The following is a 5131-nucleotide window of genomic DNA, read 5'->3' as shown; positions in this document are numbered from 1 at the left end:
AGGGCCCGCCGCCGGGCCCTCGTCGCCGTCCGGCCTCTCCCGCGCGGACGCCCCCGCGTCCGCGGCCGTCCCCGCGTCCGCGCCGCCGGTCCGGTCCATCGGCTCTCCCTCCGCGGGCGTCTGCATCCGGTCCCTCATCATTCCACATAACTATTGACTAGCGTTTTGTGACTGTAGAACATGTTGGCCACGGTTCACGGCGAGGGGAGCCCCCGATGACCGCTGACGCGGCGGCCGGCCAGGCGCGGCCGGACACGTTCAACGCCTCCGATTATCTGCTGCGGGCGGCGCGGGATCCCGGGACCGCCGGCCGGACGGCGCTCACCGGCCCCGGCGGCGACCTGACCTACGCCGACCTCGACGCCCTCGCCGGGAACATCGCGGCCGGGCTGGAGGCGTGGGGGCTGCGCCCCGAGGAGCGGGTCGTGCTCTTCATGGCGGACGGCCCGTCGATGGCGGGCGCGGTCCTCGGCGCGATGCGGCTCGGCGCCGTCCCCGTCCCGGTGTCCACGATGCTGACGGGCGCCGAACTCGCCGCTCTGCTGAACGACGCGCGCGCCCGCGTCCTGATCGTCAGCGACCGGTTCGCCGGGGCCGCCGAGGAGGCCCTCGCGCTCGCCCCGGGCGTCCGGCGCGTCGCGGTCGAGGGCGACGCGGTACTGCGCGTGCCGGAGGGCGCCCGGCTGAACCCCTTCGCCGACCTCGTCGCGGAGGGCGCGGCGCAGGGCGGGGAGATCCGCGAGCCCTACGCGACCTCCGGCGACTCCAGCGCTCTGTGGCTCTACACGTCCGGGACGACCGGCAAGCCCAAGGGCGCGATGCACCGGCACGCCAACATCCGGCACGTCGTGGAGACCTACGGCAGGCAGGTCCTCGGCATCACCCCCGACGACCGCTGCTACTCCGTCGCCAAGCTGTTCTTCGCCTACGGCATCGGCAACTCGATGTTCTTCCCGCTCGCCGTCGGCGCCGCGACGGTCCTCGACCCGGACCGGCCGACGCCCGCGTCCGTCGCCGAGCGGCTCCGCGAGTACCGGCCCACGCTGTTCTTCGCCGTCCCCACCTTCTACGCCGCGCTGCTCAACGCGGACGTGCCGGCCGACGCGTTCGCGTCGGTGCGGCTCGCGGTGTCGGCGGGCGAGCCGCTGCCCGCCGAGCTGTGCCGCCGCTTCACCGAGCGGTACGGCGTGGAGATCATCGACGGGATCGGCTCCACCGAGTGCCTGCACATCTTCCTGTCGAACCGCCCGGGGGAGGTGCGGCCCGGCACGACCGGCGTCGCCGTCCCCGGCTACGAGCTGCGGGTCGTCGACTCCGCCGGCGCCGACGTCCCGCCCGGCACGCCCGGCTCGCTGCTGGTGAAGGGCGAGTCGATCGCCACCGGCTACTGGTGCCGGACGGAGACGACCCGGCAGGTGTTCCAGGGCGCGTGGCTGCGCACCGGCGACACCTACGTGGTGGACGAGGACGGCTACTACACCTGCCTCGGGCGCACCGGCGACATGCTCAAGGCGGGCGGCATCTGGGTGTCGCCCGCCGAGGTGGAGGCCCGGCTCCTGGAGCACCCGGCGGTCGCGATGGTCGCCGTCGTCGGCCTGCCGGACGGCGACGGCCTGGACAAGCCGATCGCCTGCGTCGTCCTCGCGGACGGCGCGAAGGCCGAGCCGGAGGAGCTGATCGACTTCTGCCGGGCCGGGCTCGCCGCGTTCAAGCGCCCCCGCGAGGTGCTGATCATGGACGTGCTGCCGACCACGGCCAGCGGGAAGCTGCGCCGCTTCGCCGTCCGCGATCTGGCCGCCGCGCTCCTCGGCCGCGACTGACCCGCGCGCCCCCGGGCCCCGGGGCGGCCCGGCGCGCGCCGATATACTACAAACTCTTGACGTGATGACCGTGTTCTGTGGAGCATGGGAGCACGGACAGACGGGAGGAGCACCCCATGCACGTCGAGTTCCGGACGGATCCGGCCCGCTACCGGCACTGGAGGGTCGAGGTCGACGGTCCGGTCGCCACGCTGACGATGGACGTCGACGAACAGGGGGGCCTGGTCCCCGGCTACGAGCTGAAGCTCAACTCCTACGACCTCGGCGTGGACATCGAGCTGTACGACGCCGTCCAGCGGCTGCGGTTCGAGCACCCCGAGGTGGGCGCGGTCGTCGTGACCAGCGGCAAGGAGAAGATCTTCTGCGCCGGGGCGAACATCCGGATGCTGGCCGCGTCCGAGCACGCGTGGAAGGTGAACTTCTGCAAGTTCACCAACGAGACCCGCAACGGCATCGAGGACGCGACCGCGAACTCGGGCCAGACCTACATCGCCGCGTGCAACGGCACCGCGTCCGGCGGCGGCTACGAGCTGGCGCTCGCCTGCGACCACATCATGCTCGTGGACGACCGGTCGTCCACCGTCTCGCTGCCCGAGCTGCCGCTGCTCGGCGTGCTGCCCGGCACCGGCGGCCTGACCCGCGTCACCGACAAGCGGCACGTCCGCCGCGACCGCGCCGACTACTTCGCCACCAAGGCCGAAGGGCTCGGCGGCAAGAAGGCCGTCGCGTGGCGGCTGGTCGACGAGGCCGTGTCCCGCACCGCGTGGGACGCGACCGTCGCGGAACGCGCCCGCGAGCTCGCCGCCCGCTCGACCCGTCCCGCCGGCGCCGGCGGCGTCGCGCTCACCCCGCTCGACAAGACCCGCACCGGCGACCAGATCACCTACCGGCACGTCACGGCGAAGCTCGACCGCGACGCCGCCGCCGTGGAGATCACCGTCGCCGGGCCCGCCACCGACGCGCCCGAGGACATCGCCGCCGTCCACGCCCAGGGCGCGGACTTCTGGACCCTCGCGATGACCCGCGAGCTGGACGACCTCATCCTCGACCTGCGCACCAACGAGCCGTCCCTCGGCACCTGGATCCTGCGCACCGCCGGCGACGCGCTGAAGGTCCTCGACCACGACCGCCTGCTGCTCGACAACGCCGCCGACTGGCTCGCCAACGAGATCGTCCTCTACCTCAAGCGGACGCTCAAGCGCCTCGACGTCACCAGCCGCAGCCTCATCGCGCTGATCGAGCCGGGCAGCTGCTTCGCCGGGTCCCTCCTGGAGCTCGCGCTCGCCGCCGACCGCTCCTACCACCTGGAAGGCGTCTTCGAGGACGTCGACCCGGACGCCGAGCCCGCCACCATCGCCGTCGACGCGATGAACCTCGGACCCCTCCCGATGGGCAACGGCCTCACCCGCCTGGAGACCCGCTTCCTCGGCGACGACGAGGGCCTCGCCGCCGTCCGCGACGCCGCCGCCAAGCCCCTCGACGCCGGCGACGCCGAACGCCTCGGCCTGGTCACCTTCGCGCCCGACGACATCGACTGGGACGAGGAGGTCCGCATCGCCGTCGAGGAGCGCGCGGGATTCTCCCCCGACGCCCTCACCGGCATGGAGGCCAACCACCGCTTCCCCGGCCCCGAGACCCTGGAGACCAAGATCTTCGGCCGGCTCACCGCCTGGCAGAACTGGATCTTCAACCGGCCGAACGCGTCCGGCCCGGACGGCGCGCTGCGCCGCTACGGCACCGGACGGCGCGCCGACTTCGACCGAAAGCGAGTCTGAGCATGCCCGTCTCCGCGGACTACTCCGAGAAGATCCCGAACAACGTCGACCTGCACGAGGACCGGCGCCTGCAGCGGGCCCTGGAGTCGTGGCAGCCGAACTTCCTGTCCTGGTGGGAGTCGATGGGCCCGACCCTGCCCACCCAGGACGTGTACCTGCGCACCGCCGTCAACGTCGGCCGCGAGGGCTGGGCGCACTTCGGGCACGTCGCGATGAAGGACTACCGCTGGGGGATCTTCCTCGCCGAACGCGACGGCGACCGCCGCATCGGCTTCGGCGCGCACAAGGGCGAGCCCGCCTGGCAGAAGGTCCCCGGCGAGTACCGCGCCGAACTGCAGCGGCTCATCGTCATCCAGGGCGACACCGAACCCGCGTCCGTCGAGCAGCAGCGCAACCTCGGCGCCACCGCCCCGAGCCTCTACGACCTGCGGAACCTGTTCCAGGTGAACGTCGAGGAGGGCCGCCACCTGTGGGCGATGGTGTACCTCCTGCACGCCTTCTTCGGCCGCGAGGGCCGCGAGGAGGCCGAGGAGCTGCTGCACCGCAACTCCGGCAGCGAGGAGTCGCCGCGCATCCTCGGCGCCTTCAACGAGGAGACGCCCGACTGGCTCTCCTTCTTCATGTTCACCTACTTCACCGACCGGGACGGCAAGTACCAGCTCGGCACCCTCAAGGAGTCGGGCTTCGACCCGCTGTCGCGCACCTGCGAGTTCATGCTCAAGGAGGAGGCCCACCACATGATGGTGGGCACCACCGGCATCGACCGCGTCGTCGAGCGCACCGCGCAGCTGATGATCGAGCACGACACCGACGACGTCGCCCCGTACGGCGCGATCCCGCTGGACATGGTCCAGAAGTACCTGAACTTCCACTACTCGGTGTCGCTCGACCTGTTCGGCTCCGAGACGTCCAGCAACGTCGCCAACTACTACACCGCCGGGCTCAAGGGCCGCTGGATGGAGGGCCGCCGCAAGGACGACCACCGCCTCACCGGCGACTCCATCATGGTGGACGCCCTCGTCGACGGCGAGATCGGCCAGACCGAGGTCGCCGCCCTCGTCGGCCTCAACACCGACCTGCGCCGCGAGTACGTCTCCGACTGCCAGAGCGGCGTCAACCGCTGGAACCGCATCCTCGCCGACGCCGGCCTCCCGCAGCGCCTCTACCTCCCCAGCGTCGCCTTCAACCGCAAGGTCGGCGCCTTCGCCGGCATCGAGGCCACCCCGCAGGGCGAGCGCCTCACCGCCGAGGAGTGGGAGGCCCGCAAGGGCGCCTGGCTGCCGACCGAGGTCGACAAGACCCACGTCCGCTCCCTCATGCGCCCCGTCCACGAGCGCGGCAAGATCGCCTCCTGGATCGCCCCGCCCCGCAACGGCATCAACGGCCGCCCCTTCGACTACCAGTACGTCAGGCTGTGTTGACCCAGGGGGCTGTGTTTTCCCAGGGGGGCGACCCCCTGGAACCCCCGTCACGGGTGTGGGGGGGTGTTTGCGGGGCCGGGGGGCGGCGCGGGGGGGCTGTCCCCCACCCCGCGGG

3 protein-coding genes are annotated in these 5131 nt (G+C 72.2%); all 3 read left to right on the top strand.

The genetic code is table 11. The features are described 5' to 3' along the window. The first annotated feature begins 215 nt into the window (after positions 1 to 215). The 3 genes from ABT299_RS50560 (at position 216) to boxB (ending at position 5016) form a co-directional block, all read left to right on the top strand. The gene (locus ABT299_RS50560; RefSeq protein ID WP_387027038.1) at positions 216 to 1820 is read left to right on the top strand and encodes a benzoate-CoA ligase family protein; all 1605 of its coding nucleotides are present in this window, start codon (positions 216 to 218) and stop codon (positions 1818 to 1820) included. 116 nt (positions 1821 to 1936) lie between these two features. Next, positions 1937 to 3595, top strand: a complete 1659-nt coding sequence (boxC, locus tag ABT299_RS50555; protein WP_500255222.1) for a 2,3-epoxybenzoyl-CoA dihydrolase — start codon at positions 1937 to 1939, stop codon at positions 3593 to 3595. Between the two features lie 2 nt (positions 3596 to 3597). Next, positions 3598 to 5016: a benzoyl-CoA 2,3-epoxidase subunit BoxB gene (gene boxB / locus ABT299_RS50550; protein WP_190867145.1), complete on the top strand. Its 1419-nt coding sequence runs from the start codon at positions 3598 to 3600 to the stop codon at positions 5014 to 5016. The last annotated feature ends 115 nt before the right edge of the window (positions 5017 to 5131 follow it).

This window comes from Spirillospora sp. NPDC000708, assembly GCF_040299565.1.
Taxonomy (GTDB): Bacteria; Actinomycetota; Actinomycetes; order Streptosporangiales; family Streptosporangiaceae; genus Spirillospora.
Note: the sequence above shows the minus strand (reverse complement) of the source record. Positions and strands in the feature narration are given on the sequence as shown.

Coding starts and splice junctions, on each gene's coding strand:
- boxC (WP_500255222.1), top strand. CDS start 1,937: ATGCACGTCGAGTTCCGGACGGATCCGGCCCGCTACCGGCACTGGAGG.
- ABT299_RS50560 (WP_387027038.1), top strand. CDS start 216: ATGACCGCTGACGCGGCGGCCGGCCAGGCGCGGCCGGACACGTTCAAC.
- boxB (WP_190867145.1), top strand. CDS start 3,598: ATGCCCGTCTCCGCGGACTACTCCGAGAAGATCCCGAACAACGTCGAC.